Origin of the sequence: Paenarthrobacter sp. CAP02 (genome assembly GCF_040137855.1) — a bacterium.
In the GTDB taxonomy this organism is placed as follows: domain Bacteria; phylum Actinomycetota; class Actinomycetes; order Actinomycetales; family Micrococcaceae; genus Arthrobacter.
In genome coordinates, this window is sequence record NZ_JBEEII010000003.1 from 423,993 (window position 1) to 450,332 (window position 26,340).

At 62.8% G+C, this 26,340-nt stretch carries 25 protein-coding genes and 1 pseudogene; 15 read left to right on the forward strand and 11 right to left on the reverse strand.

What is annotated here, in order from left to right; genetic code table 11:
• Nucleotides 1-27: 27 nt before the first annotated feature.
• Complete coding sequence (locus ABHM97_RS07535; RefSeq protein WP_349470165.1) at nt 28-963, reverse strand: 5'-3' exonuclease; 936 nt, start codon at nt 961-963, stop codon at nt 28-30.
• Nucleotides 964-1,154: 191 nt separating this feature from the next.
• Here ABHM97_RS07535 and ABHM97_RS07540 point away from each other — a divergent pair, with 191 nt between their 5' ends.
• From ABHM97_RS07540 to ABHM97_RS07570, 7 genes are all read left to right on the forward strand, one after another.
• The gene (locus ABHM97_RS07540) at nt 1,155-3,086 is read left to right on the forward strand and encodes an FAD-binding monooxygenase (RefSeq protein ID WP_349470167.1); all 1,932 of its coding nucleotides are present in this window, start codon (nt 1,155-1,157) and stop codon (nt 3,084-3,086) included.
• 177 nt (nt 3,087-3,263) lie between these two features.
• Nucleotides 3,264-4,151: a MurR/RpiR family transcriptional regulator gene (locus ABHM97_RS07545; protein WP_349470230.1), complete on the forward strand. Its 888-nt coding sequence runs from the start codon at nt 3,264-3,266 to the stop codon at nt 4,149-4,151.
• A 58-nt stretch (nt 4,152-4,209) separates the two neighbouring features.
• Complete coding sequence (locus ABHM97_RS07550) at nt 4,210-5,115, forward strand: NAD(P)-dependent oxidoreductase (protein ID WP_349470169.1); 906 nt, start codon at nt 4,210-4,212, stop codon at nt 5,113-5,115.
• Between the two features lie 24 nt (nt 5,116-5,139).
• Nucleotides 5,140-6,687 carry an aldehyde dehydrogenase family protein gene (locus ABHM97_RS07555; RefSeq protein ID WP_349470171.1) on the forward strand — a complete coding sequence of 516 codons (1,548 nt, stop codon included), beginning with the start codon at nt 5,140-5,142 and terminating at the stop codon, nt 6,685-6,687.
• Nucleotides 6,688-6,698: 11 nt separating this feature from the next.
• Nucleotides 6,699-7,925, forward strand: a complete 1,227-nt coding sequence (locus tag ABHM97_RS07560; protein ID WP_349470173.1) for an amidohydrolase — start codon at nt 6,699-6,701, stop codon at nt 7,923-7,925.
• The gene (locus ABHM97_RS07565; protein ID WP_349470175.1) at nt 7,922-9,292 is read left to right on the forward strand and encodes a DUF3100 domain-containing protein; all 1,371 of its coding nucleotides are present in this window, start codon (nt 7,922-7,924) and stop codon (nt 9,290-9,292) included. The genes ABHM97_RS07560 and ABHM97_RS07565 overlap by 4 nt, the downstream gene beginning before the upstream one ends.
• Before the next feature lie 193 nt (nt 9,293-9,485).
• The gene (locus ABHM97_RS07570) at nt 9,486-10,778 is read left to right on the forward strand and encodes an MFS transporter (protein ID WP_349470231.1); all 1,293 of its coding nucleotides are present in this window, start codon (nt 9,486-9,488) and stop codon (nt 10,776-10,778) included.
• Here ABHM97_RS07570 and ribA read toward each other — a convergent pair.
• Nucleotides 10,765-12,654 carry a GTP cyclohydrolase II RibA gene (gene ribA / locus ABHM97_RS07575; protein WP_349470177.1) on the reverse strand — a complete coding sequence of 630 codons (1,890 nt, stop codon included), beginning with the start codon at nt 12,652-12,654 and terminating at the stop codon, nt 10,765-10,767. The genes ABHM97_RS07570 and ribA overlap by 14 nt on opposite strands.
• A 149-nt stretch (nt 12,655-12,803) precedes the next feature.
• Here ribA and ABHM97_RS07580 point away from each other — a divergent pair, with 149 nt between their 5' ends.
• Complete coding sequence (locus tag ABHM97_RS07580) at nt 12,804-13,064, forward strand: hypothetical protein (protein WP_257368438.1); 261 nt, start codon at nt 12,804-12,806, stop codon at nt 13,062-13,064.
• 60 nt (nt 13,065-13,124) lie between these two features.
• On the opposite strand, the gene ABHM97_RS07585 is transcribed toward ABHM97_RS07580, so the two are convergent.
• Both ABHM97_RS07585 and ABHM97_RS07590 read right to left on the reverse strand, forming a co-directional pair.
• Complete coding sequence (locus tag ABHM97_RS07585) at nt 13,125-13,478, reverse strand: TraR/DksA family transcriptional regulator (RefSeq protein WP_349470179.1); 354 nt, start codon at nt 13,476-13,478, stop codon at nt 13,125-13,127.
• A gap of 6 nt (nt 13,479-13,484) precedes the next feature.
• Entirely contained in the window at nt 13,485-13,967 is a 483-nt protein-coding gene (locus ABHM97_RS07590; protein ID WP_284985617.1) for a pyridoxamine 5'-phosphate oxidase family protein, read from the reverse strand.
• 218 nt (nt 13,968-14,185) lie between these two features.
• Between ABHM97_RS07590 and ABHM97_RS07595 the strand changes: the two genes are divergently transcribed.
• Entirely contained in the window at nt 14,186-14,596 is a 411-nt protein-coding gene (locus tag ABHM97_RS07595; RefSeq protein ID WP_349470180.1) for a hypothetical protein, read from the forward strand.
• Between the two features lie 48 nt (nt 14,597-14,644).
• On the opposite strand, the gene ABHM97_RS07600 is transcribed toward ABHM97_RS07595, so the two are convergent.
• Together ABHM97_RS07600 and ABHM97_RS07605 are read right to left on the reverse strand one after the other, a co-directional pair.
• The gene (locus ABHM97_RS07600) at nt 14,645-15,262 is read right to left on the reverse strand and encodes a dihydrofolate reductase family protein (protein WP_349470182.1); all 618 of its coding nucleotides are present in this window, start codon (nt 15,260-15,262) and stop codon (nt 14,645-14,647) included.
• An 82-nt stretch (nt 15,263-15,344) separates the two neighbouring features.
• Nucleotides 15,345-15,740 carry a hypothetical protein gene (locus ABHM97_RS07605; protein ID WP_349470184.1) on the reverse strand — a complete coding sequence of 132 codons (396 nt, stop codon included), beginning with the start codon at nt 15,738-15,740 and terminating at the stop codon, nt 15,345-15,347.
• 37 nt (nt 15,741-15,777) lie between these two features.
• Here ABHM97_RS07605 and arfB point away from each other — a divergent pair, with 37 nt between their 5' ends.
• The 3 genes from arfB to uvrA are packed head-to-tail and all read left to right on the forward strand — an operon-like array spanning nt 15,778 to nt 19,255.
• Nucleotides 15,778-16,197: an alternative ribosome rescue aminoacyl-tRNA hydrolase ArfB gene (gene arfB, locus ABHM97_RS07610; RefSeq protein WP_349470186.1), complete on the forward strand. Its 420-nt coding sequence runs from the start codon at nt 15,778-15,780 to the stop codon at nt 16,195-16,197.
• Nucleotides 16,198-16,242: 45 nt separating this feature from the next.
• Nucleotides 16,243-16,677 (forward strand): RidA family protein, encoded by a 435-nt coding sequence (locus tag ABHM97_RS07615; RefSeq protein WP_284985612.1) that lies wholly within the window; start codon nt 16,243-16,245, stop codon nt 16,675-16,677.
• Nucleotides 16,678-16,687: 10 nt separating this feature from the next.
• Nucleotides 16,688-19,255, forward strand: coding sequence for an excinuclease ABC subunit UvrA (gene uvrA / locus ABHM97_RS07620; protein ID WP_502921265.1), 2,568 nt, complete (start codon nt 16,688-16,690; stop codon nt 19,253-19,255).
• A gap of 1 nt (nt 19,256) precedes the next feature.
• On the opposite strand, the gene ABHM97_RS07625 is transcribed toward uvrA, so the two are convergent.
• The 3 genes from ABHM97_RS07625 to ABHM97_RS07635 all read right to left on the reverse strand — a co-directional run bounded on the left by ABHM97_RS07625 (nt 19,257) and on the right by ABHM97_RS07635 (nt 21,854).
• On the reverse strand, nt 19,257-21,005 hold the full coding sequence (locus ABHM97_RS07625; protein WP_349470188.1) for a pyruvate dehydrogenase: 1,749 nt from the start codon (nt 21,003-21,005) through the stop codon (nt 19,257-19,259).
• A 135-nt stretch (nt 21,006-21,140) separates the two neighbouring features.
• The gene (locus ABHM97_RS07630) at nt 21,141-21,491 is read right to left on the reverse strand and encodes a DUF3846 domain-containing protein (RefSeq protein WP_349470190.1); all 351 of its coding nucleotides are present in this window, start codon (nt 21,489-21,491) and stop codon (nt 21,141-21,143) included.
• A 117-nt stretch (nt 21,492-21,608) separates the two neighbouring features.
• On the reverse strand, nt 21,609-21,854 hold the full coding sequence (locus tag ABHM97_RS07635) for a hypothetical protein (RefSeq protein ID WP_349470192.1): 246 nt from the start codon (nt 21,852-21,854) through the stop codon (nt 21,609-21,611).
• Between the two features lie 43 nt (nt 21,855-21,897).
• On the opposite strand from ABHM97_RS07635, the gene ligD reads away from it, so the two are divergent.
• Genes ligD through ABHM97_RS07650 form a run of 3 tightly spaced genes read left to right on the forward strand, consistent with a single transcriptional unit; the run spans nt 21,898 to nt 24,836 of the window.
• Complete coding sequence (gene ligD / locus ABHM97_RS07640; protein WP_349470193.1) at nt 21,898-23,136, forward strand: non-homologous end-joining DNA ligase; 1,239 nt, start codon at nt 21,898-21,900, stop codon at nt 23,134-23,136.
• Nucleotides 23,137-23,150: 14 nt separating this feature from the next.
• Nucleotides 23,151-24,341 (forward strand): cation:proton antiporter, encoded by a 1,191-nt coding sequence (locus tag ABHM97_RS07645; protein WP_349470194.1) that lies wholly within the window; start codon nt 23,151-23,153, stop codon nt 24,339-24,341.
• A 33-nt stretch (nt 24,342-24,374) separates the two neighbouring features.
• Complete coding sequence (locus ABHM97_RS07650; protein ID WP_257368204.1) at nt 24,375-24,836, forward strand: DUF8821 family protein; 462 nt, start codon at nt 24,375-24,377, stop codon at nt 24,834-24,836.
• A gap of 90 nt (nt 24,837-24,926) precedes the next feature.
• On the opposite strand, the pseudogene ABHM97_RS07655 reads toward ABHM97_RS07650, so the two are convergent.
• Nucleotides 24,927-26,121: pseudogene (locus tag ABHM97_RS07655) on the reverse strand (NAD(P)/FAD-dependent oxidoreductase).
• A gap of 4 nt (nt 26,122-26,125) precedes the next feature.
• The gene (locus ABHM97_RS07660) at nt 26,126-26,332 is read right to left on the reverse strand and encodes a hypervirulence associated TUDOR domain-containing protein (protein WP_257368206.1); all 207 of its coding nucleotides are present in this window, start codon (nt 26,330-26,332) and stop codon (nt 26,126-26,128) included.
• Nucleotides 26,333-26,340: the final 8 nt, after the last annotated feature.

The window sequence follows — 26,340 nt, forward strand, 5'->3', positions numbered from 1 at the left end:
CCTGTTATTCCGCTGTGAATTATCGGTTCAGCCGAGCCTGTCCAAGGCATCAAGGAGCCGTTTAACAGCGCCGCCCAGGTTCCATTCGGTAGCCAGTCGTTCAAGTTCAGCGCGTGCATCCCCTGTCACTGGCCGCAGTTCGGCGCCGGCTTGTTCGAGCGTAGGAACTTCCAGGTCCCGGACAACATTGACGACGGCGGGCGCCACCTTAAGGTAGTCCGCCGCCGCGGAAAGTTTGGCCCGCACCGTAGCCGACAGTCCGCCGTCGGGCGTTTCAGCAGCCTCCAGCAGCCCAGCCAGCGAACCGTGCTCGCCCAACAAGGATGCTGCGGTTTTTTCACCGATCCCGGCTACGCCGGGCAGCCCGTCGGAAGCATCACCCCGCAGGGTCGCAAAGTCAGCGTACTGCTGGGGCAGCACCCGGTACTTGCCCACTACCACGACGTCGGTCATCACCTCAAGGTTTTTCATGCCCCGCGCGGTGTAAATGACCCTGACGCCGCGGTCGTCGTCGACGAGTTGAAACAGGTCGCGGTCGCCGGTGACCACATCGGTGGGGAACTGTGCTTGACTGGCGTACGTGCCAACGACGTCGTCGGCTTCGTGATCATCCACGCCAACGACGGCAATGCCGGCGAGCTCCAGCACGCGCTGGATCATGGGGATCTGCGCCTCCAACGGGTCGGGAACCACTTCGACGTCGGGACCGTCCGGGACGAGCTCTGCGACACGGTGCGATTTGTAGCTGGGGATCAGCGCCACCCGCCATTTGGGTCGCCAGTCGTTGTCCCAACATGCCACCAGGTGGGTTGTTTCATAGTCGGTGATGAGGCGGGCAATCATGTCCATCAGGCCCCGTACCGCATTGACCGGTGTTCCGTCTGCGCGACGGATCGAATCCGGCACGCCATAGAAGGCACGGAAGTACAACGAGGCAGTGTCCAGAAGCATCAGTCGAGGCATACCTGATCCTCACATGCCCAACCACTATTCCGAAGGAACTGGAGTGCAACCGGGGTCAAATCCGAAAGGACTTGAACGCGTGTGTGACCCGCATTACGATTGTATGAGCGATAATCGAACAGCCTGTTCTATTATCGAACACAGCCCGAACACCCATGAAGCACCAGCCCACGAAGAAGTGAGGAAAGCCCGTGCAGTTCCACCACCACGGTTACGTATCCGGGGACCCCCGAGTCGAGCCGGCAGCCGGCGTCGGTCTTGATCGACCAGCCGGGCTTCCCGATGAAGTTGACGTGCTGATTGTTGGCACCGGCCCCGCTGGCATGCTCACCGCGGCACAACTGTCCCAGTTCCCGGGTGTCACTACGCGCATTATTGAGAGGCGCCCGGGCCGGCTCGCGATAGGCCAGGCCGACGGCATCCAGGCACGCAGCGTGGAGACCTTCCAGGCGTTTGGTTTCGCTGAGCGGATCATTGCCGAGGCCTACCGGATTACCGAGATGGCTTTCTGGAAGCCGGACCCTGCCGATCATTCGCGCATCGTCCGGGCTGCCCGCGCGGTGGACGATCCGGCGGGGATCAGCGAATTCCCGCACCTGATCGTGAACCAGGCACGTGTTCTGGACTATTTCGCGGAATTCATGGCCAACTCTCCCACCCGAATGGTTCCCGACTACGGTTACGAGTTCCTTGGCCTCAATGTCACAGGCGAAGGCGACTACCCGGTCACTGTGACGCTCGGCCACACTTCCGGTCCCAACGAAGGCCAGCAACGCGTGATCCGTGCCAAGTATGTGGTGGGCGCCGACGGCGCCCGCAGCAAGGTCCGCGAATCCATCGGCTGCCATCTTGCAGGCGATCAGGCCAACCATGCATGGGGTGTCATGGACGTTCTCGCCGTCACAGACTTCCCCGACATCCGCACCAAGTGTGCCATTCAGTCCGGCTCCGGCGGCAGTATCCTCCTGATTCCCCGCGAGGGCGGGCACTTGTTCCGCATGTACGTGGACCTGGGCGAGGTCGCTGCAGATGACCACGGCGCGGTCCGCAAGACCACCATTGAGCAGATCATCGCCAAGGCCAACGACATCCTGCACCCCTACACGCTGGATGTCCGCAATGTTGCGTGGCACAGCGTCTACGAAGTCGGTCACCGGCTCACGGACAGGTTCGACGACGTCCTGCCGGAAGAGCGCGGCACGCGCACACCACGGGTGTTCATCACCGGAGATGCTTGCCACACCCACTCCGCCAAGGCCGGGCAAGGCATGAACGTCTCCATGCAGGACGGCTTCAACATCGGCTGGAAACTCGGCCACGTCCTCGAAGGCCGGTCCCCGGAATCGCTGCTGGACACCTACTCCGCCGAACGCCAGGTCGTGGCCAAGAACCTGATCGACTTCGACAAGGAATGGTCCACCCTCATGGCTAAGAAGCCCGAGGAATTCAAGGACCCTACGGAGCTGGAAACGTTCTACACGAGCACCGCGGAGTTCCCTGCCGGGTTCATGACCCAGTACGCCCCCTCCATGGTCGTTGCCGAGGCTGCACATCAGGAACTCGCCACCGGCTTCCCCCTAGGCAAACGCTTCAAGTCCGCACCGGTGCAGCGTGTCTGTGACACCAACCCGATGCACCTGGGCCACCACGCAAAAGCCGACGGGCGCTGGCGCATCTACGTCTTCGCCGACGCCAATCCCGCAGGCGCCCCCGGTGCCGTGGCGGACCTGGCCCAGTGGCTGGAAACCGCACCCGACTCCCCGCTGGCGGCCACGCCGTCGAGCCTTGACCGCGACGCCTGGTTCGACGTCAAGGTGATCTACCAGCAAGACCACACCGGAGTGGACATCAACGCCGTCCCGGCGGTCTTCAAACCCACTGTGGGACCGTTTGAGCTCACGTACCTTGAGAAGGTCTTCGGAACCGACCCGGCAAACGACATCTTCGAACAGCGCGGCCTCAGCCGCGACGGCGTCGTCGTGGTGGTCCGCCCCGACCAATACGTTGCCAACATCCTGCCACTGACCGCAACGGCCGAACTCGGCGAGTTCTTCAGGCCCTTGCTTTCGGCGCACCAGACGGTAAGTGCCGCTGCAGATGGCCTGGTGAGCAACCAAGCCTAACGATGTACCGCCAAGTGCCGGGGAACCCACGCAGGGTTCCCCGGCACTTGGTACTTAAGGTGTCCCGAAGATTTACATCCCTGTAACGCAAACCCCTAGTCGCAAACCAAATTGCAGAGTATGTTAAATGCAAATCGGTTTGCAGAGTGACGCGGATTACAAGGAGTAAAGATCGTGATGACCAAGCAAGACGAGGCTCGCTCCTCCCCCGCAGCGCGGGAACCCATGGATCATGCGTGGCTCGGGGACGCCCTTCCAGAGGTTGCGCTGTCCAAGTCCCAGGCGCGTGTTGTAGAGGTCATCGCCCGAAACCCGCAACTCTCTTCGTACGCGGACATCGCCGAAATTGCACAGCGCTCGGACGTCAACAACTCCACCGTCGTCCGCACGGCCCAGCGGCTGGGCTACCGGGGCTGGCCGGACCTGCAACGCGAACTGCGGTCCCGGTACCTGGTGATGATTTCGACCGAAGACACCCTCCTCGAACACGGCGAACACCGTAGCCCCCTCCACGACGCACTGAACCACGACATCGAGAACCTACGGCTCACGCTGGACTCAAACACCGCCGAAGACGTCGAGGCAGCCATCGCTGCCCTTGCCTCAGCTCAGTCCATCACCGCCATCGGCATCGGGTCTTTCGCTGGACCCGCCAGCGTCATGGCACACCTGGGGTCCACTATGGGATACCCCATCACCCTTGAAAACCGCGGCGGAGTCCATCTCGCATCAGCAGCGAACAACCTCGGCGCAGGTGATGTCCTGGTGGTGGTGAACATGTGGCGGTCTGTCCAGCAGATCATCCTCACCGCCGAAGCCGCCAAGCAAGCGGGGGCCACGGTAATCGCCATCAGCGACATGCGTCGAGGCCGGCTGGCCGCCGCTGCGGACCATCTGCTGATTGTTGCCTCGGAAGGAATCTCCTTTTTCCAGTCCGTGACCGCAGCGAACTCCATGGTCTACGGACTGCTGGCCGGCATGGAAGCGGCCCACCCGGAACGCAGCCGCGCTGCCATCCGCCGCACGCAGCAGCTCTGGAAAGACCTGGACATCTACCTGGACTGACCTCGGCCGTCGGCCGCCACACTTTCTTTCCACATCAACACCCCTTCAGGAGTACCTCATGAGCAACAACCGCCACGTCGCCGTCATCGGCCTGGGTTCCATGGGTGGCGCCATGGCCACCACCCTGCACAGCGCGGGTTGGGAAGTCACAGGGTTCGACCCCTCGGAAGCTGCACGCGATGCAGCTGCGGAGGCTGGAATATCCACCACCGCAGAACTCCAGGACCTTGCAGGCACCCCCTTTGTCGTGCTTTCCCTCCCCTCGGCCGCGATTGTCGAGGCAACAGTGCCGGTACTCCTCTCAGCACCCGGGACCATCGCAATTGTCGACACCACCACCTCCGAGCCCGCCACCAGCAAGTCCATGGATATCCTGGCCGAATCCAAAGGTGCCGCCTTCATAGACGCCCCTGTTTCCGGCGGACGCGAGGGAGCCGCGAACGGTTCCCTAAGCGCGTTCGTCGGAGCAAGCGGTACCGCCGCGGAGGCCGCGCGGCCCGTCCTTGAAGCCCTCACCGGCGGCAGCTACGCCCACATCGGCGGCCCCGGGAGTGGCAACGTCGTCAAGCTCCTGAACAACGTCCTGGCCGCGGCCAACCTGGTTTCCGTCGGAGAAGCACTCGGCGTGGCCAAGGCCTACGGCATCGACCCGGCCGTGGCAGCTGCAAGCATCAGCAATGCCTCCGGCGGCAGCAAAGTCTCCGCCAACATGTACCCCAACTGGGTGTTGTCCGGCACCCACGATTCCGGCTTTTCCCTGGGACTGATGGCCAGGGACGCCGCCCTCGCCATCGATGTCGCCCGGCAGATCGGGGAACAGCCTGAGCTCCTGGCAGCAGCGGCCAGCCAGTGGCAGGAAGCCCTGGCCGCCCTTGGACCGGCAGCAGATTTCACGGAAATCGCCAGGACAGTAGCACCCGCAATAACTCCCGCCGGCGCCCCCCACAAGACCACCGTGGCCTAGCCTCCCCCAACGAAGGACAGTACTTTGAGCATCACCACAGCACCCGCTGCATCCTCCACCACCACCGCCCGCGAGGTCCTGGAATCAGCCTTCCCCGGCGGCCTGGGCGCGTTCCTCGACGGGCAGGTGGTTTTGGGATCCGGCGACACCATCACCCTGACCTCGGCAGCTACGGGTGAACCCTTTGCCGCCTACTCCGATCCTGGAACCGACGGTGCCCACGCCATCCTGGAAAGCTCCGTCCGCGGCGCGGCAACATGGGGCGCCTTGAATGGGTTCGAGCGCGCCGCCATCCTCCGGAACGTCAGCAGGGTTGTCGAAGCCCATGGTGAAGAACTCGCGATCCTTGAATCAGCCACCACCGGCAAGCCGATCCGGGACGCCCGCGTTGAGGCGGCAAAGGTCGCTGAGATGTTCGGCTATTACGCAGGCTGGGCGGACAAACTGACCGGCCAAACAATCCCGGTGCCGGGCCCCTGGCATACCTACACCGAGCGCGTGCCGTGGGGCGTCGTCGTCGCCATTACACCGTGGAACGCTCCACTGTTCACGGCCGGCTGGAACTCAGCCGCCCCGCTCGCCGCTGGCAACGCAGTGATCATCAAGCCGAGCGAATTCACGCCGGCCACCACTGTCCGGCTCGCCCAACTGGCCCACGAAGCCGGAGTCCCCGAGGGCGTCTTCAACGTCGCGGCTGGGCTGGGACAGACTGTTGGAGCCAGGCTCACTTCAGACCCACGGGTAGGAAAAGTCAGCTTCATCGGTTCGGTCCCGACAGGGCGCCGCGTGGCTGTCTCAGCTGCCGAGGCCGGCATACCCGCATTGCTCGAACTTGGTGGCAAGAGCGCCAACATCGTGTTCGCCGACGCCGACCTGGAGCGGGCCGCCGATGGCGCGATCTCCGCGATCTTCTCCGGTGCAGGCCAATCCTGCGTCGCCGGCTCACGACTGCTGGTAGAGCGCAGCGTGCACGCCCGATTCGTCGAAATGGTGGCCGAACGCGCCGCCTTGCTGCGGGTCGGTGACCCGCTGCACGCCGAAACCGAAGTGGGTCCGATTATTACGGCACCACAGTTCGCCACTGTCACCTCGCTGATTGAGGCCGGGATGCACGACGGAGGCCGTCGCCTTACCGGAGAATCGTTGCCTGAGTCCCTGACCGGTTCAAACCTGTCGGGCGGACACTGGGTCATGCCCACGCTGCTGGATGGCGTCACACCCGGCAACCGCCTGGAAACCACCGAAGTCTTTGGTCCCGTGGTCGGTGCGGATGCCTTCGACTCCGCGGGCGAAGCTATCGCCCGGGCAAACAACACCAACTTCGGCCTGGCTGGCGCCGTGTGGACCTCAGACATCTCCCGCGCCCATCACATTGCCCGCGAAGTGAAGGCCGGCACCTTCTGGATCAACTCCTACAAAACCATCCACGTCGCTGTTCCGTTTGGTGGTTTCGGCGATTCCGGCCACGGCCGCTCCTCGGGGCCGGGCGTCCTGGATGAATACACGCAGACGAAGGCTGTCTGGGTTCCCACCCGTGCCGCCGGATCACCGTTCCCGTCACTGTCCTACTAGCAGGAAGAACCATGGAAACGACTAACACAGCATCTTCGGATGAGACGCTTCGCGAAGCGTTGGCAGCTGGCGTAGAGACCTGGAAACCGCGGGTGCAGGCGTTGTCAGAGGACCTGCACGCAAATCCAGAGCTCTCCTTCGAGGAAGTCCGGGCGGCCGGGGCAATTGCCGCTCTCCTGTCCGAAGGCGGCTTCGACGTCACAGCGGGAACTGCGGATCTGCCCACGGCCTTCACCGCGAGCGCCGGGACGGGAGACCTGACCGTTGCCCTGTGCGTGGAATACGATGCCCTGCCATCTGTGGGCCATGCCTGTGGCCATAACCTCATCGCGGGTGCTTCCGTGGCTGCGGCCCTGGCTCTCCTTCCCCATGTGGACGAGCTTGGCATCACCCTCAAGGCGATTGGTACCCCGGCGGAGGAGCACGGGGGCGGCAAAGTGCTGATGCTGCAGCGGGGAGCCTTTGACGGTGTCGGGTTGGCACTGATGGTCCACCCGGTTCAGGACGGGGTGACCTATAACCCGGCAGGGACCACTGCCCAGGCTGTCGGTCGCTACGAGGCTGTCTTCACTGGTAAGGCGGCCCACGCTGCTGCCGCACCGCACTTGGGCGTCAATGCCGGGGATGCTGCCGTGCTCAGCCAGGTGGCTATTGGTTTGCTTCGCCAGCAGATCCCGGGCGATCACCGGGTTGCCTGCTATGTGGCTGAGGCCGGGCATGTCACCAACATCATCCCGGATCACGCCGTGGTTCCGTTCGAGTGCCGCGCTTTTACTCTTCCGGAGTATGAAGCGTTGCTCGTGCGGGTCAGGCGGTGTTTTGAAGGCGCAGCAATTGCCACAGGAACCACTTTGGAAATCACTGCTGCGGAACCGCTTTACGAGCCGCTGATCCAGGATGCGGAACTTGCCGCCCACTGGACAGAAGCCATGGACGCGTTCGGTAAGGACACTTCTCCAGCGGCGGGTATGGGAGGCGGCTCTACGGACATGGGAAATATCTCCCAAGTGATTCCATCGCTGCATCCATGGCTGAGTATTCCCGGCGCGAACGTTCCCATCCATTCGCATGGCTTCGCGGCTCTTGCGAACACCCCCGAGGCGTACGCCGTGATGTTCGAGGCAGCCACCGCGCTGGCTTGTACGGTGGCGGGCGCCGCAACCAATCCCCAACAGAGAGATCGCTTCGTTAAGGCGGCCTACCGTCGCGAAGCCACGATTCAGGAAGCATCATCATGAGCACCAGCACCGAAACCACGCGGACGGACAAGGCCGGCACACGGCTGACGCTTCCTGTTGCCGCACTGGCGTTTGTCATTGCCCTTGCGGTCCAGTTCATCGGCCAGGCCAAGATTGATCTCGGCATTGGTGCGATCATCATTTTCCCCATGGTCTGGGGTTTGATCCTTGGCTTATTGGTGTCCATCCAGAAGTTCAAGCCTCTCGGCCTGGACCTGCAGCGTGTGGCGGCCGCACTTGTGGGTGTCGCGGTCCTGCTGCTGGTGGCCAGGCTCGCCTTCAATATAGGACCCAGCCTGCCGAGCCTCATCAAGGCCGGCCCTGCGCTTCTCCTGCAGGAAGTTGGACACCTGCTCGGAACTGTAGTGTTGGCGCTGCCCCTCGCAGTCCTGTTGCGCATGGGCAAGGCAACCGTGGGGGCAACGTTCTCCTTGGATCGTGAACCGTCCTTCGCCATGGTCTCGGAAAAGTATGGCCCCGATTCGGACCAGTACCGCGGTGTCCTGGCCATGTACGTTTTCGGGACCCTGTTCGGCGCCATCTTCATCACGCTGCTGACCTCCTTGGTAGCCAACTGGAAGATTTTTGATCCGTTGGCCCTGGCCATGGGTGCCGGTGTCGGTTCGGGCTCCATGATGGCTGCCTCGGCTGCGAGCATCATTGCGGCCTATCCGGGTGACCAGGAAGCCATTCTGGGGATGGCTGCAATTTCCAACCTCATCACCACCATCCTTGGCGTGTACGTAGGCATCTACATTGCCTTGCCTGTGGCTGACCGGTTCTACAAGCTACTGACCCGCAACAAGGAAACCGCAAAGGTGGCTGCAGGTACTGCTCCCCTGGAGCGTTCGGCAGCTGAGCTGGAGCAGGATGGCATCCAGGCTGAGGAGAACCGCCGCTTCCGTGAAGAGGTGGCGAAGTCCTCGGCGGCCATGAAGCTGCCGCTGTGGCTTTCCCTGTCTGTCCTGACGGTCCTGGGTGTTGGCACTGCAGCGGTAGCTGCCAAGGGCTTGAGCCTGTCCATCCTTGCCGGCTACGGCATCATGTTGGCTTTGGTCCTCGTCAGCCTGCTGCTGGCCAGGATCACCAGGAAAGTCTCTGCCATCGTTTTTATCACCACCATTGGTGCGTACATCTCAAGTCCGTGGTTCTTCGGGTCAGGGGTCTTGAACGAAGCGGTCAAAGCCGTGGATTTCCTTTCCATCGCCACGGTGATGTTGACGTTGGCCGGACTGTCGCTCGGCAAGGACATCCCCTTGCTGCGGAACATCGGGTGGAAGATCATTCCCGTCGGGCTTGTTGCCATCACTGCGTCCTTCCTTCTGTCCACCGTGATTGCCGAATTCGCCCTGGGACTCTGGCACTAGCCGGTACCAGCTGACCTGTTGGGTCGGTCCAAGCCGCGGCAACACCTACTGCCCGGATGCTCTCACTCACGTGCGGGCATCCGGGCTGTTGCGTTGGTTCGCTAACCTCCCCGCCCCGGATCTGGCGAACAGGGGCGATCAGCGCGAGAATGGGCGTGTGGTCCTTCCCCGCCCTGGCGGAAGCGGCGACACCATGAATCCCGCCGCACGAACGATCCAACGTGTGTACCTCACACTGACGCTGGGTAATACCGTGGCGGCGTCCTTCATCTGGGGTATCAACACCCTTTTCCTGCTTGATGCGGGCCTCAGCAACTTGGAAGCCTTCGCCGCGAATGCCTTCTTCACAGCTGGCATGGTCCTCTTCGAAGTTCCCACCGGGGTGGTCGCCGACGGTTGGGGCCGCCGCGTATCGTTCCTGCTCGGTACCGTGACACTGGCCGTGTCCACCTACCTGTATTACGTGCTCTGGCAGGTCTCAGCCCCGTTTTGGATGTGGGCCGTAGTTTCGGTCCTGCTGGGCCTTGGCTTCACGTTCTTTTCCGGAGCCGTCGAAGCGTGGCTCGTGGACGCACTGCGATTCTCCGGTTACGAAGGCGGGCTCGAATCCGTGCTTGGCCGCGGGCAAATGGTCCAGGGCCTCGCAATGCTGTTTGGGTCCGTCGCGGGCGGCGTGATTGCCCAAGCCACCAACCTGGGCGTGCCTTTCCTTTTGCGCGTGGGGGTGCTGCTTGCCATGTTTGCAGTGGCCTTCGGTCTCATGCACGACGTCGGTTTCTCGCCTGAGCGTTCAACCAGCCCTATGCGGGCTGTCCGTACCGTACTGACGGCCTCGATAGACAACGGCCTGAAAAACCGGCCCGTTCGGTACATGATGCTGGCCGCTCCCTTTAGCGCCGGCGTCGGAATTTACGTCTTTTACGCTCTGCAGCCGTACCTTCTCACCCTTTTTGGGGACCCGAAAGCCTATTCCATCGCGGGCCTGGCCGCCGCGATTGTCGCAGGCTCGCAGATTCTGGGCGGCTGGCTGGCCCCGCACGCCCGGGGACTGTTCCACAAACGCACGTCAGTGATGATCCTCGCCGGCCTGATGGGTGCCGTGATTCTCCTGGTGCTGGGATCCACGCGCGTGTTCTGGGTAGCCCTGGTGCTGCTGGCGTTGTGGGCCGTGGTGGGTTCTGCGGCTACTCCGGTCCGACAGGCGTATGTGAATGACATGATCCCGTCGAAACAGCGGGCCACCGTCCTCAGCTTTGATTCGCTGATGGGTTCCAGCGGTGGAGTGGTGATCCAACCACTCCTGGGCCGCGGCGCGGACCTTTACGGTTATCCGGCTTCATTGGCCATGGCCGGCGTTATCGAGCTTATTGCGGTGCCCTTCCTGGTGGCGAGCAGGAAGCAAGGGGCTGCGGCGGACCGGGCCAGCACCTTGGCTGCGGAACCAACCACGGAGGGCCCAGCTCCTGAAACGCCTAGAACGACCTGACGGTGAACCCCAGGCCCAGCAGTCCCCGGCCTGCTTGCTCAACAATGGGGTCGAAGCTGAGCGTGGGATGGTTCAGGAGGACATTCACGTCCCTTTGGATGCGCTGCAAGGGATGCGACAAGCGGTGTGCACTGCCGCCCGAACCCGCGACGATGAGCCTGACCGCGGCCTCCGACGCCTGGCCGCTGAGGGCAAGTGATAGCCGGTACCGCGACCGCTCAGTATCTGTGGGCTCCGTGTCGGACCGTCCGATCACCGCAGCCAGGATTTGGATGGCCTCCTCCCAATGCATCCTCGCGGTGGCAACCTGTCCGAAGGCCTCGGAGAAACGGGCTTGGGCAAGTACAGAGTCCGCTTGGCGCACCTCGGTAGTGTTTTTGACCTTTCGCACCATCAATTGCGCTTGAAACAGCTCCAAGGCATGCTCTGCGGCGCCCAAGGCGGTGGACGGTGCCACCAGGTTCAACAGCGTCGCCATCGGGATGTGAAGTGTGGGGTCGGGGTGGACCAAGCTTCCCGGGTTGTCCGAAGCGACCAGGGTGGCCCATTCCAAAACCCGGTGGTCAGGAACGAAGAGCTGGTCCGCGCGCAGGTCATTGCTGCCTGTCCCCCGCAGCCCTGCAGTATGCCAGGCATCGATCAATTCGAGCGCCGCGACGGGGACCAGCGCTTGGAGCCGGACACCGTCGCAGTCAACAGCCAGGAGCGCCCATTCCGAATGCATGACTCCGGAAGCAAAACTCCAGTGGCCGGAGACGTTGTAGCCACCAGGAACCTTCGTGGCGGCACCAACCGGGGCACCCGTCGCTGCCGCCAGGGGAACGCCGCCAAAGGCAAAGACTTCGTCCTGGACTTCCTTCGGCCAGCGGGCCAACATCCACACATGTTCCATCAGGTGCCCGGCGGTCCATGCAGTCGATGCGCAACCGCGGGCAAGTTGCCTGACCACCTCAGCGTAGGTCTCCACGCCCATCCCGTAACCACCAACGCCCTTGGGTGCGAGGAGGCGGAAGACGCCCGACCGGCGGAGGTCGGTCATGGTGGATTCGGGCAATTGGCGGAGTTCCTCAGTTTCGGATGCGCGTGCCCTAAGGTGCGGGACCAGGGCTTCTGCCCGGGAGATCAAAGTTCCCGGGCTTGGCGGTTCCGTGTGGAATCCCGGGCTCCGGACCTCCGGGACAGGCTCAGGCACCAAGGCAGGCTCAGGCAATTCCAGCACATGTCCTGTCCGGTCGCGTTTGGCTGCCAGGTACGCCAGGTTGGCTTCGGACACATGGACTCCGGTGGGCACTCGTTCGCTGATGTCGATTCCCAGTGCGGAGAGCTGTGCTGCCTTGTCAGGATTATTGCTGAGGAGCCGGATTCGACTGGCACCAATGGCCTGGAGCATCTGGACTCCGGCGGAGTAGTCACGTTCGTCTTCGTCATGGCCAAGAGCCAGATTGGCTTCGTAGGTATCCAGGCCGTTGTCCTGGAGCGCGTAAGCATCCAGTTTGGAATACAGGCCAATGCCCCGGCCCTCCTGTCGAAGGTACAGCAGGAAACCTCCGACGGCGGCAATCTCCTCCACCGCTTCACGCAGCTGGGGACCACAGTCGCAGCGCTCGCTGCCGAAGACGTCACCTGTCATGCATTCGCTGTGAAGGCGCACCAGAGGAGCAACACCTGTTTCGCTATCCGGGGCCAGCAGGGATTGCTCCCATGAGCCGAGGGCCAGAAGCAAATGCTCCTTGCCGTCAGCCAGGCCGTGGAACGTGAAGACTTCCGCCGGCGTCCGGAATCCGTCAGGAAACTGAAGCGGCACGGTGACGTTGCTGCGAACGGTCGCCCTGGGCAGCGATGCAGCGGGTGGAGCGATGTCCAGGCAGGCGGTCATGTGGGGTCCTTCAGGGTTTGACTGGAAGGGCAAAGCTTGAACCTTCAAGTTAACCGTACAACTTATTGGTTGAACCTGCAACTAAAATGTCGACGGTAGAGTCCCGTGCGGGAAGATAGGGGAAACCTCTTCTGAAAGCGTGGCCGACTTTGATTTCACTACAGCAGGATCCCCAAGGTTTCATCCGCATGAAGCGCCACTTCCCAAACGGCATCAACGTACAGATCACCTTCACCGATGGCACGCAGGAGATCCTCAGCGGCCGGCAACTCAACGAGGCCTACGACCAAGCCCTGGCGGACTACCGGGCGGGTAATCACCTCGATGCCAAGGGCTTCTCCCGTGGACCGCAAAAGAAAGTTCACCAGGGCATCGAGTACGTTCCGGTCAAGCCGGGGATGGGGACCTAGCGGACGCGGAGCCTGAACCCCGAGCAGCCAAGTAAGCGAAACGGCCACTCTTCGAAAGAGCTATGCCCTGCCGGAGGCATGCTTAACGCAGAACGGCGTCCATGGCCGGGCCTCCAGCCGGCCCTCTGGTATTACCGCACCACACACGGCGCACAATCCATAGCTCCCTGCGGCAATGCGCTCAAGAGCGGCGTCAATCTGGGCCAGTCCACGCTTGCTCTGCTGCAGTAGCGCAGAGGCCTGGGAAAGTTCAAAAGCGATGGTGCTGCCCTCGGGGTCATGCTCGTCATCAACATTCGAGTCCTGCCGTGCGCGGTTCACCGATGTGATGTCGCTGCTCAGCGCCGCGAGAAGTTCGAGCTTCTGCTGCTTCTCGTCCTCCAGGAGGCGCCGAAACCGCCCCGAATCAACCACGTCGGTTCACAGGTCAACCGTACCGCTCTCGCCGACGCTCATCCGCGAGTGGGTGACCTTGGACTTCACCCACTGCAGCACGGTCGCAGCCGTGCCACCAGGGCTGGTCCAGTACTCGGCAGACTCAGAGTCGACACGCAACAGGCAGACCTCCGGGGTCTCAGGGCCGTCCGGGAACCACGCTTCAACTGTTTGGTTCCACATGTCGCGGATTATCTGCCGGTCAGTGACCACCTCGGCGTTTCCGGCAACAGATACCCACTCCGTGTTCTTTCCGAAGGACACGTTGACCCGTGGATCATTTCGGACATGCGCTACCTGTGACGTACCGAGTCCCGTGAAGAACCACATGTCGCCGTCGTCCTTGACATCCTGGACCGCCAGCGGACGGCTAACCAAAGCACCTTGTTCATTGACTGTGGTCACCATGCCAATCTTGGCACCGTTGATGATGTCCGTGACTTTGCTGATGTCGCGCTCTTCTGCCATGTTCGCCTCAACTCTCTTCGTTCGGGGACGCCCCCACGCCCAGCCTATTAGTAAGTTTGCTTATTGACCACCGGTGGTGGCCGACAACGGCAGCAACGGGAATCAAGAAGGGCTCCTGTCCGTTTACTTTTCATGATGGTGTGACGTGGCAATGACCACGGGCGCCTGGGCTTGAGTGAACGGGCTTGAGCGACGACAGGAAGTGTGGGGAGCTGGCCATGACGTTAAACGAAACCATCGCCCATGTTGAGGCAGCGCACCTCATGGTCCGAGACGACAAAGAGTGGGACGGGCTATCAAAGGGTCTATTGGACGCCTACAACATTCAGGACGAGGACCTTATTGAGCAGCTAAGGCCACCGTTCCTGCAGTCATGGCGGACCGTCACCACCTACGTCCTGCGCGATACCTTCGATGCGGCCGGGATCACGGTGGCGGATCCGAGCCACCCGTGGGGCATTGCAACGCTCACAGCAAATGGCGCCAGCAGCGAGCCCCTCTTATGGCGTGAGGCCGGTGACGGAAACCGCAGCATCGAAGGCCCCGCAGGCTTCGAACTTCTGACGTTCTCCGAAGCCATGACCCACTACGCCGACTGCTTGAAGAGTTTGCTCCCCGAACAGCCCTAGTCCCGGCTGTCCACCAGGACCCTGCGGATCCTGTTCCTGTGCGGTGCCTCACACTCGACCAGCCCGTGGGCCGTCGATAACGGTGGGAATGTACTCGAGCATTTGCAGCCCGCCTCCAAACGTCCTGCTCCCTACCATTTCAAGGGAAACGTCCGGATAGCCGTCGTAAATTCGCTCCCGTCCGGTACGGCCGGTGATGACGGGGAAAATGACCAGTCGATACCTGTCAACCAGGCCGGCGGCCAGCAGGGAGCGGCTAAGACTGAGGCTGCCCAGGGTCATCAACTTCCTGGTTCCGGATTCCTTCATCCTTCGCACGGTCTCCACCGCGTCACCGCTGACCAGCTCCGAGTTGGGCCACGCCAAGGGCTGCTGCAGGGTGGATGAGAAGATGACTTTGCGCATGGCGGCCAACCCGGTGAGGGCGGCGTCTTCTTGTTCGGAGAAGCCTGAGTCTTGGCCCGCGGCCTGTACGGACATACCTGACATGACCCTGTAGGTATTTGCCCCCATCAGAGTGGTGAACTCCTTCTTGCCTTCTTCCTCCAGCCACGCCAGGTAGTCCGGGCTCTCCAGCCCCCACCATCCCGGCCACCCCTCGGCTGAAGCGTAACCGTCCAAGGAAATAATCAAGTCCACTGTCAGCGTGGCGGACGATTCGCTCATCTGGATCTCCTGGTTTTGGCCGCACGGACCTGCCGTTCGCAAATGCTAGCTCCGCACCGATCGGGCGTTCAAGGGCCAGCGGCTAGATGATCACCAGGAGAAGTCCACCGACAGTACTCAGGAAACCAATGCCAGTAAGGACCCAGCCAAGAATCAGCACGGTGTTGTCGTACTTGGGCGGCTGAAGGGAGCATCTGGAGGGGTGGCAGATATCGTAGTGGACCACCACTGACCGTGATGTGAGGCTGCCATCTTTTGCGGCGACGTCCAGAAGGACTTTCTGTTCCTCATTGCGTTGGTCCACCCAGTGGAGTCCCAGGTATCCCCCGGCGGTGAACTGTTCGCCGTCGGCCGCCGCCCAGGGGCAGCGGCGCCTCGCAGCAACCCACGCGATGACCAGCAGAGGCACGCCGGGGACAAACCCCACCCACGTCATCAGCTCAAGAATGGGGCCGAGGAAATCCAGGGAACCGGCCATGACAAGATCCTAGCGTGGGGCGTGCAACGCTTAATCCATGGACTTGGACATCCCGCCCTCGCTGAATATCCCCGCCGCTGAACTCAGCTGGCGGTTTTCGCGGTCCTCGGGCCCGGGCGGCCAGCACGTCAATACCACCGATACCCGCGCCGAAGTGATGTGGAACGTCGAGGAGTCCCTTGCCGTCACTGATGAGCAACGCCAACTCCTGCTCAAGCGTCTCGAACGAAGGCTCGTCTCCGGCGTCATCACCGTGACGGCGTCCGAAGAGCGGTCCCAGCTTCGCAACAGAGAGCTCGCCCTTGCCAAACTGGCCGGCCTCATTGAGACGGCCCTCGTTCCCGAGTCCGTCCGTCGGCCTTCCAAACCAACCCGCGGTTCCGCACGACGCCACAGGGCTGCCAAGGAACAACGGTCGGCAACCAAGCAACAACGACGTCGGCCTGCCGCCGATTAGCGGCGCCCCCTTTTGGCCGTCGACGCCGGATGGCACCATACCCTCATGTCACCTATTCAGCGCCTCCGCCCACCCGGGTTGGTCAACAGCCCCGCCTTCAGCCACGTCGCCGTCGTTCCCCCCGGCGCAACAACCATCTACGTCGGTGGTCAGAACGCCGTAGACCGGGACGGAAAACTGGTTGGAGAAGGCGACGCAGCCATCCAGTCTGCCCGCGCACTGCACAACGCCAAAACTGCCCTCGAGGCCGCGGGCGCGGGCCTGGAAGACGTCATCCAGTGGACTGTGCTCTTCGTTGAAGGTGCCGACCTCTCGGCAGGCTACGGAGCGATTGCTGCGCAGCTCGCTTCAGAGGAGCCACCCCTGGTGACGGCAGCTTTCGTGGCGGGCCTGGGCGTACCCGGTGCGCTGGTGGAGATCAGTGCGGTAGCCGCCGTCGTCAGCGCTGAGGAAAACGGTGCGGGAGCCGGACGCCGATAGAGTCGTGTCAATGGACAGCAAACTGATGACGACCCAACGGCCCGGACCCGACCCTGCTGCACCGCAGTCCCCCGCCGAGGACGGCTTCGTGAGGGTCCACGGGGCCCGCGAGAACAACCTCCGCAATATCGACGTGGACGTCCCGCGCGATTCCATCGTGGCCTTCACCGGAGTTTCCGGTTCCGGGAAATCCTCCCTGGCCTTCGGAACCATCTTCGCCGAAGCCCAACGCCGCTACTTCGAGTCCGTCGCGCCCTACGCACGCCGGCTTATCCAACAAGGCCACAATCCCAAGGTCGAGTCCATCACCGGGCTGCCACCCGCCGTCGCGCTCCAACAACGCCGTGGTACCGCCAGTACCCGCTCAAGCGTGGGAACAGTGACCACCTTGTCGAACTCGCTGCGGATGCTCTTTTCACGTTCCGGGACCTACCCCGACGGCGTCGGGCAGCTCGACTCCGATGCCTTCTCCCCCAACACCGCAGCAGGCGCCTGTCCCGAGTGCCACGGGCTCGGGACCGCGCACACAGTCACCGAAGCCTCCTTGGTCCCCGATCCGACCCTCAGCATCCGGGACGGCGCCATCGCGGCCTGGCCCGGCGCCTGGCAAGGTAAGAACCTCCGCGACATCCTGACCCATCTGGGCTACGACGTGGACACCCCGTGGCGGAAGCTCCCAAAGAAGGACCGCGACTGGATCCTGTTCACCGAAGAGCAACCTGTGGTGGAAGTGACGCCGCAGCGCGATCGGGTGGCCAAACCCTACAAAGGCAGGTTCTGGAGCGCCCGGAGCTACGTGATGCACACCCTGGCCGATTCCAAGAGCACCACCATGCGCGACCGCGTGCTGCGCTTCATGGTCAGCGGCCCATGCCCACGCTGCGGCGGCAGCGGGCTCCGGCCGGAGGCGCTGGCCGTGACCTTCGCCGGGAAGAACATCGCCGAACTCAACGCACTGCCCATGACCGAACTGGCCGACGTTATCCGGCCAACCACGGAGCTCGCTTCTGCTGGGACGGCTTCCCGAAAGCAGTCCTCCGGCGAAGCAACCGAAGTAGCCGTTGCGATCACCCGCGACCTGCTCAAGCGGCTCACGGTACTGACCGACCTTGGCCTCGGATACCTGGCATTGGGCCGCCAAACGCCTACGCTTTCCCCGGGCGAAATGCAGCGGCTGAGGATTGCCACGCAGCTGCGTTCGGGGCTGTTTGGGGTGGTCTATGTGCTCGATGAACCATCGGCGGGGCTGCACCCCGCAGATGCCGAATCCTTGCTCGATGTCCTGGACCAGCTCAAAGCCTCCGGCAACTCGGTGTTTGTGGTCGAACACAACATGGAATTCGTGCGGGCTGCCGACTGGCTGGTTGATGTTGGTCCGCGCGCGGGTGAAGGTGGCGGAGAAATTCTTTACAGCGGCCCCGTCGCCGGCCTTGCCGACGTGAAGGAGTCAGTGACGCGGCCGTTCCTCTTCCCTGCTACCAGCAGTGCGGGGAATCAAAAGAACGACGACGGTCCAGCCGCCGCCGGGAGTCGAGGGAGCACCAGCCAACCCCGGGGAGCGAAGGAATGGGTGACGCTTCACAACGTCAACCGGCACAATCTGCGCGACCTCGAGGCCGGATTCCCGCTGGGCGTCCTGACCGCCGTGACCGGTGTGTCAGGCTCTGGAAAGTCCACCCTGGTCAGTTTGGTCCTGGCAGAGGTAGTGGACGCGGCGCTTCATCCGGGGACCATCGAAACAGCTGACCGGGACGTACCCAACAGTGCGGGGTCAGTCTCCGGGCTTCATGGACTGGACCGCCTCGTCAAGGTCGACCAGAAGCCCATCGGCCGTACACCGCGTTCCAACCTTGCAACGTACACCGGCTTGTTTGATGGGGTGCGGAAGGAGTTCGCTGCCACCGAAGATGCCCGTGCCCGCGGCTTCGGCCCTGGCCGCTTCTCCTTCAACGTCGCTGGTGGGCGCTGCGAAACCTGCCAGGGCGAGGGATTCGTTGCCGTGGAGCTTTTGTTCCTTCCCGGCAGCTACGGGCCTTGCCCGGAATGCCAAGGATCCCGGTTCAACCCCGAAACCCTTGAAGTGAAGTACCGCGGCAAAAGCATCGCCGATGTCCTGGGCATGACAGCGGAGGCAGCGTCCGACTTCCTGTCCGACCTCCCGGGTGTCGCCCGCAGCCTGCAAACACTGCTGGAGGTGGGACTGGGCTACCTTCGCTTGGGCCAGCCGGCCACGGAACTGTCCGGTGGTGAAGCCCAGCGCATCAAGCTCGCCACTGAACTGCAGCGCATCCAGCGAGGGCACACCCTGTACATCCTTGACGAACCCACCACCGGACTTCACCCCGCTGACGTACAGCTCCTGATGGCGCAACTTCACCGGCTCGTGGACGCCGGAAACACCGTCATCGTGGTCGAACACGAGATGGATGTCGTAGCCGGGGCCGACTGGGTGATCGACCTGGGACCGGGCGGCGGCGACGCCGGCGGCACAATCATCGCCGCTGGGCCGCCGGCCGCCGTCGCGCGTTCCACCACCAGCCGGACGGCACCCTACCTGGCAGCCGCTTACGGGCGCTGAGTCAGCGTCGCGGGATGTTCCGCAGGTTGCTGCGGGCCATGCTGACAGCCTCACCGGCACCGCGGTTCAGCACCACCTTGGACATCGCAGTGGCGAAGCCGATGACCTGCGAACCCGAAATCTTCGGCGGGATGGACAGTGCGTTCGGGTCCGTGATGAGTTCCACCAAGGAAGGGCCGGGATGCGCGAACGCCTCCCGGTAGGCGGCCTCAATGTCAGCAGGATCCGTAACGCGCACGGCATGGAAGCCCAGGGCCTTTGCCACGGCCGCGTAGTTGGCCTCGGGCACATCCACACCGAAGTCGGGCAGCCCGTCCACCAGCATTTCGAGCTTGACCATGCCCAGCGTGGAGTTGTTGAACACCACGACGTTGACCGGCAACTTATGCGCGGCCACAGTGACGAGTTCGCCCAGGAGCATGGACAAGCCGCCATCACCGGACACGGAGACCACCTGCCGTCCCGGATAGGCCAGCTGCGCACCGATGGCATGTGGAAGCGCGTTCGCCATGGACCCGTGCAGGAAGGACCCAATCAACCGACGGGTACCCAACGGGTTGATGTAGCGGGCAGTCCAGACATTGCACATTCCAGTGTCGGCGGTGAAGACGGCGTCTTCGGCAGCTACCTGGTCGAGCAGGGACGCCGCGTATTCGGGGTGGATGGGCTGTTTCTTCTCGACCTTGCGCGTGTAGGCACCCACCGCCTTATTCATGAGCCGATCGTGCTTCTTGAGCATCTGGTCCAGGAAGCGCCGGTTCTTCTTTGGCTGTACCAACGGCAGGAGGGCTCTCAGGGTGGGGAGCACGTCGCCATGGACTGCGATGTCGACGTCGGTCCGACGCCCCAGCCGCTGCGCGGCGCGATCCACCTGCGCGGTCCGGGTGTCCGGGAGGAACTGGTCATAGGGAAAGTCGGTACCCAGCAGGATGAGCAGGTCGGCGTCTTCGATACCCTCGGCGGCGGCACCATAACCGAGCAATCCGGTCATGCCGATGTCGAACGGGTTGTCGTACTGGACGAAGTCTTTGCCCCGCAAGGAATGGCCAATCGGGGCGTTGATCAGTTCAGCCAAGGAGATCAGCTCACTGTGCGCGCCTTCGACGCCCGCGCCGGCGAAAATGGCGACCTTTCCGGCGTCGTTGATGGCTCCAGCCAGTTCCTGGACGCTGGTTGGATCAGGGACCAGACTGGCGGGCCGGAAAGTCGCCGGCAGGGGCGTAGGCGCGACGGCCTCGAGTCCCGCGATATCCCCCGGCAGGGTAACCACGGCGACACCGCCCAGGCCCAGTGCGTTCTGGATGGCGCTGTGCATGACCCGCGGCGCCTGTTCGGCGGTGCTGATCATTTCGGAGTACACGGAGCATTCGTTGAAGAGCCGGTCCGGGTGGGTCTCCTGGAAGAAGCCACTGCCGATCTGCTTGCTGGGGATGTGGGAGGCTATGGCCAAAACGGGTGCGCCGGTCCGATTGGCGTCGTAAAGGCCGTTGATCAAATGCAGGTTTCCGGGCCCGCAGGAGCCGGCGCAGACGGCCAGTTTGCCGGTCAGCTGTGCCTCTGCTGCCGCAGCGAAGGCGGCAGCTTCCTCGTGGCGAACATGGATCCAGTCAATACCGCCCTTGCTTGAGCCGCCCGTCTGGCGGACCGCATCCACCACCGGGTTGAGGCTGTCCCCGACTATCCCGTAGATCCGCTGCACCCCGGCAGCCTGGAGTTGTTCAATGAGTTGGGTGGCAAGTTCCTTCGCCATAATGTGCAGGCTCCCTCAGTTGTGGCGGTGGGCTGACATGGCCCAATATAGTCGTCCAGCCTCCGAGCGGTCTGCGCATCATGGTGCCAGGCCGTGGTCAGTCCAGGCCCGGAGCACGGACTGACCAGACCCTATTCAGGCCGCCAACCGGGTCCCAAACAACCGCTCTGCCAGCGACAGCAACTGTCCCGGGACGTCCGTTTCATTGCCGTCGCTCCCCTGGCCGAGAAACACGGCATTGCCACTCACCGGATCCTCGATGGGGGTGCCTGCTTCCCGAATCAGGACTTCAGCCCGGGGGTTCAGGGGCAACGGAATGGACTCAGCCTGGTCATTGAGGAAAGCATGCCAGCCACGCCCTGAAATGGCTTCCACATTTCCCTCCACTAGTGATTGCCGACTTGCAAGGGCCGCCCCGATTTCCTCAACCCTGATGGGTTCGTGAAGCCGGGCAGGGACAATAAGCGCAAACAGAAACTTCTGCATTTCAATCTTCTTACTTTCTGCCAGGCAGGCGTCTCCTATTTTTCCGGAACAAACGTGAGCCGAACGCATGCCGGACGAAGTCTCTCAACCTTGAGGGGTCACCGCCACACGGCGGCCCTACCGGTGGCTTTTCCTGGGCTTGGCGAACAGGTTCTCGTTGCCCTCAGCCTTGGCACGCTTTTCTGCCCTCTTTTCCAAGATGGTTTTCCCGGATTTCTTTTTCTTCGCATTGATCGGTGATTTACCGGACAAGCCAATCATTCCCTTCGAATTCGCTTTAGAATCACCATACCCGTTTATATTTTTAAAGCCAGTCTGAGCTTTTTGGCCACCCGATTGCTGCGGCCATGCAATTTGTTTCATCGCAACTCTGGCTGTGACGGCTGTTGCTTGCTAGCGTGGCCGCATGAGCCCCTCCAAGACACCCGCGGAGATCCTGGACGTTGATGGTGCCGAAGTCCGCATCTCCAATCCGGATAAGGTGGTCTTCCCCGAGCCCGGGCTGACCAAGCTGGATCTGGTCCACTACTACTTGGCGGTCGCTGATGGTGCCTTGCGGGGAGCCGGCGGCCGCCCCATGGTCCTCAAACGCTTCCCGAAGGGCATCAACGCGGAGCCGTTCTTTCAAAAGCGCGTGCCTGAGAACCATCCGGCGTTCATCGACACTGCAACCCTGCATTACTCATCCGGCACTTCCGCGGAAGAAACGGTCATCAGGGATGCCGCGGGCCTGGCCTGGGTGGTCAACCTGGGATGCCTGGACCTGAATCCGCATCCGGTACGCGCCGAGGACCTCGACCATCCGGATGAACTCCGGGTGGATCTCGACCCGATGCCCGGGGTGGACTGGTCGAAGATCGTGGACACCGCCTATGTCGCGCGGGAGGTACTGGCCGACGTCGGGCTGGTGGGCTGGCCAAAGACCAGCGGCTCGCGCGGGCTCCATATCCTGGCCCGCATTGCACCCCAGTGGTCCTTCCGTGATGTTCGGCTCGCCGCTGAAACGTTGGCGCGTGAAGTGGAGAACCGCGCCCCGGGCCTGGCCACGGCACGGTGGTGGAAGGAAGAGCGTGGCGAAAGCGTCTTCGTCGACTTCAACCAAAATGCGAAGGACCGCACTGTCGCATCGGCTTATTCGATCCGTTCCCTTCCGGATGCCCGGGTATCGACCCCACTGAGCTGGGAGGAAGTCCGGTCCGCCCGGCCAGAACAATTCACCGTGCTCACAGTCCCCACCCGCTTCGCCGAATCCGGCGACCCACACGCGGGCATTGATGACGCCGCGGGCTCGCTGGATGGCCTGCTCGCCCTGGCTGCGGAACTCGGCCCGGCAGAGAAGGCGCCGCGGGCAGGCGACGGATCGGGTCGGAGGATGTCCACGATGCCGCTGATCGAGGTGGCCAGGACCAAAACGAAACCGGAGGCCCTCGCAGCACTCGAGCAATGGAAGTCAGGCCATTCGGACCTTACTTCCGCACTCCACCCCGCAGATGTGCTCATAGACGGGATGCGCGGTTCAAGCTCCCTTTGGTATCGGGTGCGCATCAACCTTCAACACATCCCTGAAGCGCAACGGCCTGCGCAGGAAACGTTGATTGCCGACTACGATCCCTGGGCTGGCAAGGATTGGCCGGGCCGGCCGTGACTTCGGCGCCGCCCATGCAAGATCTGTCTGTGTCCTTGGTCCTGATAGCCATGCTCGGTGTTGCGGCGCCGCTTGCAGCCCGATTGCTGGACCGCGTGGTCAAGATTCCGATCGTGGTTTTCGAGATTGGTTTGGGAATTTTGTTGGGCCCAAGCCTGCTGGGGTGGATCGAGTCGACCCGCTTCACCGACACCTTGGCCGACTTCGGCGTCGCCATGCTGTTCTTCGTTGCCGGCAATGAGATCGACTTTTCGACCATCAGGGGAAAGCCCGCAAACCGGGCAGCAGCGGGTTGGATCATCTCGCTCGCAGCAGGTATCGGCGCTGGCTTCCTGCTGGTTCCGGGCCCGGAAGCGGCCGTGATCATTGGCATCGCCTTGTCTTCCACGGCATTGGGTGCCATTCTGCCAATCCTTCGTGATGCCGGGACCTCGACGTCGCCTCTTGGAATCGCTGTGACAGCCCTCGGGGCAGCCGGCGAGTTTGGGCCCCTGATCGCCATTTCGCTGTTCTTCAGCGGGCGCCGGGTGGGCATCGCGTCGGTGGTGCTGGTGGGCTTCGTTGTCCTCACGGGCGTGGCGGTCTTCTTCGCTTCCAGGGCACGGCACACCTTGTTCCACGCCCACGTGACCCGGACACTGCACACGAGCAGCCAGTTCGCGGTCCGGTCCATCATGCTGATCCTGAGCGCGCTGGTAGTGCTGAGCATGGTGCTGGGCCTGGATATGCTGCTCGGCGCTTTCGCCGCCGGCGTCCTCTGGAAAACCGTCATGGCCCGGGCTCCGGAGGAGGACCGCAAAGTGGTTGAAACCAAGATCGACGCCGTTGCGTTTGGTTTCCTGGTCCCCATCTTCTTTATCGACGCCGGAATCGACTTCGACCTCGCTGCCTTGACCTCCAGCCCCGCTACCCTGGTCTGGGTCCCCTTGTTCGTGGCCCTCTTGCTCATCATCCGCGGGCTGCCATCATTGCTCGCCTCTCCGCCAGGCGCCCCGCCCAACGAGAAGCGGGCTTTGATCCTGTTTGGGGCAACTGGGCTGCCCATCATCGTTGCCGTGACCGCCATCGGCCGGGACCAAGGGCTTATAACCAGCGGAATCGCCTCGGCACTGGTGGGGGCCGGAATGATCTCACTGCTGCTCTTCCCGCTCATGGCACTCCGCCAGATCCGGACAAGGCTCAGGACGGATGCGCGGCCGGGTTAGCATGGGTGCGGACACGTCCTACAAGGAGGCTGCATGCCGCACATCGTTGATTTTGAGAAGGTTTCCACGGCTGGGCTTGAGACTTCTCCTGTGGCCGAGGCCCTCGCGGGCCTGCGCGCCAACGAGGCCCGGTATTTCCGGAACAAGTACCAGCACGTCTTCGCTGTGAGTCCGGCCAGCGAGGTCCCCGACGTCGTCGAACGAGTGAGCCGCATCCTCCGGGAGGAACGCGGGATCGTTATCGGATCGCCGGCCCTGGAAGCTACCGCCTTCGAAGTCGACGGGCTGAGCATGGCCTACGTTTTCTACCAATCGGGGCTGTCCATCAACGTGATGTACGGCATCGAGGGCGGCAAAAGAGCTGTGGGCTTCAAACTCTCGGACGGCATGGAGGTTCCGGAGGAACTGGCCGCGAACTTTAAGTTCGCCAGGCAGAAGTCCAAGCTGGCTGGGGTCATCCGCGGTTCGTACTTCGTCATCAAAGGCGAGTACTAAACCCAGCAGGCCCAGCAGGCTTGTCCGGACGGACGACGGCGACCTCCCGCCGTCGTCCGTCCGTCCCACCGACGGCGATGGGCGGCGTCGTCAGGCGCGACCCCGAAGGATCAGCCGCCAATAAACCTGCGGGAACATGATCCTGTCCACCCACCAGGAAAGCCGGCTCTCCTTCCATGTGGGCACTTTGGGGATAGTTGGCATGGGCCGGTAGTGGTTGTCGAATTCTGCGAAGACCACCGTGTTGCGGGAAACCGTAAACGGGCACACTGAGTAGCCGTTGTACTTCTGCGTGACGGGTTTTCCTTCCCGGGCAGCCACGAGGTTTCTGGCGAGCACCTTGGTCTGCTTCCGGAGCGACCCGCCGGACTTTGAGTTGGATGTGCCGGCAGCATCGCCCAGGGACCAGACGTTGGCGTACCGGGGGTGGCGCAGGGTTTCGGTGTCCACCTCGACGAAACCGCCCTGGTTCCCCGCGGCCGGGAGGTCGGTGGAGGTGAGCCAATCGGGCGCGGACTGGGGTGGTACCGCGTTGAGGACCTCGTACTGCAGCTCTTCGATGGTGCCTGCTGCGGTGTCACGGATACTGACTGTCCGGCTGGCCGGGTCCACCGAGACCAGTTCGCTGTTGGTCCGGAGCTCAATGCCGTACTCGGCAATCTTGCGTTCCAGCTCCTGGTCCACCTCCGGAATCCCGAAAACCGTGGGATAGGGCTGGACCATCACGACGCGGATTTTGTCGAGGACTCCCTTTTTCCTTCCAGTAGTCACAGGCGAGGTACATCGGTTTTTGGCTGGCGCCGGCGCATTTGACGGGACCGGCAGGCATGGTGAAGATGGCCGTTCCCGAACGCAGGGCGCTGAGCAAGCTCCACGTCTTGGGGGCCAGCTCAAATTCGTAGTGGGACGATCCGTAGGGCGAATTTACGGCCTCTGCCAAGCCGGGCACTGCTTCCCAGTGGTACTGCAACCCTGGGCACACCACCAGGTGCCCGTAGTCCACTGAAGAGCCGGACTCCAGCATGACGGTGTTGGCCCCCGCATCAATGTCCGTTGCCTTGTCCCTGATCCAAGTGACTACCTTGGGCATCACGGACTGCTGGCTGCGGACAGCTTCCTTCACTTGGGCGCGTCCGCCCGCGATATGGGAAAACAACGGTTGGTACAGGTGATGGTCGCGGGGCTCGATGAGGGCAACGTCCTTGACCCCGTACCTCACCAGGCGGGCTGCCAGGGAGACGCCGGCGTTGCCACCACCGATGATCACTACCTCGTGCCGGGCCACGGCACTACTTCTTCTCGGTCAACGCTGCGCCCTTGTGCGCTGCCCGCGCGCCGGTCTTCTCCGATTCGACGACGTATTGCGGCTCATCTTCGCTGGCACGGTGCATGTTCCCGTCCAGCTCGAAGTCGCTGGTCTTCTTCTCCACGATTTTGCCTTGGGTCTTCCCCTGGGAGGTGTTCCACTCCACGCGGGTCCCTTTGCTCAATGTCATGTCCGCTC

Excerpts from the sequence above, each read along its gene's own strand:
- ABHM97_RS07535 (WP_349470165.1), bottom strand. The coding sequence starts at position 963 with ATGCCTCGACTGATGCTTCTGGACACTGCCTCGTTGTACTTCCGTGCC.
- ABHM97_RS07545 (WP_349470230.1), top strand. The coding sequence starts at position 3,264 with ATGACCAAGCAAGACGAGGCTCGCTCCTCCCCCGCAGCGCGGGAACCC.
- ABHM97_RS07550 (WP_349470169.1), top strand. The coding sequence starts at position 4,210 with ATGAGCAACAACCGCCACGTCGCCGTCATCGGCCTGGGTTCCATGGGT.
- ABHM97_RS07560 (WP_349470173.1), top strand. The coding sequence starts at position 6,699 with ATGGAAACGACTAACACAGCATCTTCGGATGAGACGCTTCGCGAAGCG.
- ABHM97_RS07565 (WP_349470175.1), top strand. The coding sequence starts at position 7,922 with ATGAGCACCAGCACCGAAACCACGCGGACGGACAAGGCCGGCACACGG.
- ABHM97_RS07570 (WP_349470231.1), top strand. The coding sequence starts at position 9,486 with ATGAATCCCGCCGCACGAACGATCCAACGTGTGTACCTCACACTGACG.
- ribA (WP_349470177.1), bottom strand. The coding sequence starts at position 12,654 with ATGACCGCCTGCCTGGACATCGCTCCACCCGCTGCATCGCTGCCCAGG.
- ABHM97_RS07590 (WP_284985617.1), bottom strand. The coding sequence starts at position 13,967 with ATGGCAGAAGAGCGCGACATCAGCAAAGTCACGGACATCATCAACGGT.
- ABHM97_RS07595 (WP_349470180.1), top strand. The coding sequence starts at position 14,186 with ATGACGTTAAACGAAACCATCGCCCATGTTGAGGCAGCGCACCTCATG.
- ABHM97_RS07600 (WP_349470182.1), bottom strand. The coding sequence starts at position 15,262 with ATGAGCGAATCGTCCGCCACGCTGACAGTGGACTTGATTATTTCCTTG.
- ABHM97_RS07605 (WP_349470184.1), bottom strand. The coding sequence starts at position 15,740 with ATGGCCGGTTCCCTGGATTTCCTCGGCCCCATTCTTGAGCTGATGACG.
- arfB (WP_349470186.1), top strand. The coding sequence starts at position 15,778 with ATGGACTTGGACATCCCGCCCTCGCTGAATATCCCCGCCGCTGAACTC.
- ABHM97_RS07615 (WP_284985612.1), top strand. The coding sequence starts at position 16,243 with ATGTCACCTATTCAGCGCCTCCGCCCACCCGGGTTGGTCAACAGCCCC.
- uvrA (WP_502921265.1), top strand. The coding sequence starts at position 16,688 with ATGGACAGCAAACTGATGACGACCCAACGGCCCGGACCCGACCCTGCT.
- ABHM97_RS07625 (WP_349470188.1), bottom strand. The coding sequence starts at position 21,005 with ATGGCGAAGGAACTTGCCACCCAACTCATTGAACAACTCCAGGCTGCC.
- ABHM97_RS07630 (WP_349470190.1), bottom strand. The coding sequence starts at position 21,491 with ATGCAGAAGTTTCTGTTTGCGCTTATTGTCCCTGCCCGGCTTCACGAA.
- ABHM97_RS07635 (WP_349470192.1), bottom strand. The coding sequence starts at position 21,854 with ATGAAACAAATTGCATGGCCGCAGCAATCGGGTGGCCAAAAAGCTCAG.
- ligD (WP_349470193.1), top strand. The coding sequence starts at position 21,898 with ATGAGCCCCTCCAAGACACCCGCGGAGATCCTGGACGTTGATGGTGCC.
- ABHM97_RS07645 (WP_349470194.1), top strand. The coding sequence starts at position 23,151 with ATGCAAGATCTGTCTGTGTCCTTGGTCCTGATAGCCATGCTCGGTGTT.
- ABHM97_RS07650 (WP_257368204.1), top strand. The coding sequence starts at position 24,375 with ATGCCGCACATCGTTGATTTTGAGAAGGTTTCCACGGCTGGGCTTGAG.
- ABHM97_RS07660 (WP_257368206.1), bottom strand. The coding sequence starts at position 26,332 with ATGACATTGAGCAAAGGGACCCGCGTGGAGTGGAACACCTCCCAGGGG.